We start from the raw sequence: 2,728 nt of genomic DNA, 5'->3' as shown, positions 1-2,728 counted from the left end.
GCCACGTTCCGCGGCCCGCTGAAGGTCGTGGTCCGCAGCCAGGGCCGGGCCGTCCGGCTGGACGCGCTCGCGCTCGTCCGCTGACCCTCCAACGCTCCCGCGGCACGGCTCCGGGCCGCGGGAGCGTCGTCCGGCCCCGTGATCGACGACGAGCCGGGGGAGGGGAGCGCCACTACGCTCGACGCCGTGACCGCGACCGTCCCCGCCGCTGCCGTCCTCGGCCCTCCGCCGCGCCGGCTGCCGCGCGGCTCGACCGTCACCCAGCGCGGACGCACGACGCTCGTCGTGCTGGTCGCCGTCGCTGGTCTCGTGGGCGTCGCGGGCGGGCTCTTCTTCGCCGCGAGCGCCGGTGACGTCGAGGGGGCCGGCCTCGCGCTGCTGTACGCGCTCATCCCGCTGCCGCTGCTGTGGTGGACGTTCTGGTGGCTGGACCGCTACGAGCCCGAGCCGCTGCGCTACAAGCTGGCCGCCTTCGTCTGGGGCGGCGTCGTCTCGGTCGTCGTCGCCCTCGGCCTGCAGCTGCTCGTCGAGGCGTGGTTCGACCTGAGCACCGAGCAGCTGGCGACGTACGTGGCCCCGGCCACCGAGGAGCCGGCCAAGGCGCTGTTCCTGCTGCTGACCTTCCTGCGCTGGCGCCGCATCATCGACGGCTTCGTCGACGGCCTGGTCGTGGCCGGCATCGTCGGCATCGGCTTCGCGTTCATGGAGAACATCGGCTACTACGCCATCTCCTACCTCGGCGAGGCCGACTCGCTCGGCCCGACCGGGGCCAGCGGGGCCGCCGCGACGTTCTTCGTGCGCGGCGTCGTGAGCCCGTTCGCCCACCCGCTGTTCACCTCCGCCGTGGGCGTCGCGCTCGGCCTGGCCGTCGGCCGGCGCAGCAAGGTGGCCAAGGTCGGGCTCGTCGTGGCCGGACTCGCCGTCGCGATGCTGCTGCACGGGCTGTGGAACGGCAGCGCGTCCAGCGGACGTCCGGAGCTGTTCGTCCTGACCTACGTGCTGCTGGGCGTCCTGCTGATCGCGGTGGGGGTGCTGGCGGTCGTCGCCCGGTACGCCCAGGTGCGCACGCTCGAGCGCTCGCTGGCCCAGGTCGCGCGGCGCGGCTGGATCCACCCCGACGAGGTGCCGTACCTGTCGCGCTTCACGTACCGCAAGGCCGCGCGCACGTACGCGGCCGCCCACTACGGCGACGCGACGGCCAAGGCGGTGCGGCGCTACCAGGAGCTCGCGACCGAGATGGCGTTCCTGCACGACGCGGTCATGCGGGGCCGGCACAAGCCGCACGGCGTCGAGCGCACGTACGGCCTGCTGGACGCCATGCACGCCGTGCGTCCCTGGGTGCGGCTGCCCCCGCCGCTGCGGGCGCCGCGCCACCTGTCCTGACGGGGGCCCGACGCCCGCCGGGCGGCGCGGCGTCGGCGCACGCCGTCCACTAGGGTTGGGCAGCAAAGTCCAGGTCCGGTGTCGAAAGAGGTGAACGTGCCGAGCGATCACGCCTCGCCCGAGCTCCTGGGTGCGCTGAGCCGCCTGCACGGCGACGCCGGCGCGGCCACGTTCCCGTTCGAGGTCGAGGGCGCCGACGAGGTCCGTGCCAAGCGCACCGCCCTGCTCGAGCAGCTCTCCGACTACATCCTGCCGCGGCTGGTCCAGCTGGACGCGCCGCTGCTGGTCGTCGTCGGCGGGTCCACCGGTGCCGGCAAGTCGACCCTGGTCAGCTCGCTGGTCGGTGAGCGCGTCACCGAGTCCGGCGTGCTGCGTCCCACGACGCGCTCTCCCGTCCTGGTGCACCACCCCGACGAGGCGAAGTGGTTCGCCCCCGACCGGGTGCTGCCCGAGCTGCCCCGCACGAGCGAGGTCGGCAACGCCACCTACGCGCTGCGCCTGGTCGCCTCCGAGAAGATGCCGCGCGGCCTGGCCATCCTCGACGCGCCCGACGTCGACTCCATCGACGCGGGCAACCGCGAGCTGGCCTCGCAGCTGCTGGCCGCCGCCGACCTGTGGCTGTTCGTCACGTCCGCCGCGCGCTACGCCGACCAGGTGCCGTGGGACTACCTGCGCGCCGCCGCCGAGCGCAGCGCCGCCGTGGCGGTCGTGCTCGACCGCACGCACCCGGACTCGATCAACGAGGTCCGCGGCCACCTGGCCCGCATGATGACCTCGCGCGGCCTCAGCGACTCGCCGCTGTTCACCGTCAGCGAGTCGCCGCTGGACGCCGACGGCCTGCTGCCGCGCCGCTCCGTCACCGGCATCATGGGCTGGCTCCGCGACCTGGCCGACGACCCGGCCGCCCGCGCCGAGGTGGTCAGCCGGACGCTCGACGGCGCCGTCCGGCTCAACGTCTTCCGCGGCTTCGACCTCGTCGACGGCCTCGACGCCCAGGTGGCCGTGGGTCGTCGCCTGACCAGCGCCGGCGAGCAGGCCTACGCCGACGCCGTCCGCAAGGTGGCCGACGCCGTGGGCGACGGCTCGCTGCTCGTCGGCCCGCTCGGTGCGAGGTGGGACGACTACGTCGGCAGCGGCGAGGTGCTGGCCTCGGTCGAGCACCGGGTCGGCCGCATCCGCGACCGCTTCATCGAGGGCGTCACCGGCCGTCGCACCCGGGCCACCGAGGTGACCGAGGCGGTCGTCTCGGCGCTCACCGTCGTCCTCACCGGCGCGGTCGAGTCCGCCGCCCGCCACCACGGCCGCCCGCCCTGGGACGCCGAGCGGCCGGCCGCGCGTCGTCGCG

Annotated in this window: 2 protein-coding genes; both read left to right on the top strand. The window is 74.9% G+C overall.

Going from position 1 to position 2,728, the window contains the following annotated elements; genetic code table 11:
- Window positions 1-186: 186 nt before the first annotated feature.
- Window positions 187-1,383: a PrsW family intramembrane metalloprotease gene (locus tag AC2W7G_RS13275; RefSeq protein WP_485868855.1), complete on the top strand. Its 1,197-nt coding sequence runs from the start codon at window positions 187-189 to the stop codon at window positions 1,381-1,383.
- 96 nt (window positions 1,384-1,479) lie between these two features.
- On the top strand, window positions 1,480-2,728 hold a 1,249-nt coding region (locus tag AC2W7G_RS13270; protein ID WP_485868854.1), incomplete at its 3' end, for a dynamin family protein.

This window comes from Aeromicrobium sp. PFPM2_SD2 (assembly GCF_057364525.1).
This window is presented reverse-complemented; position numbering and strand designations above follow the sequence as displayed.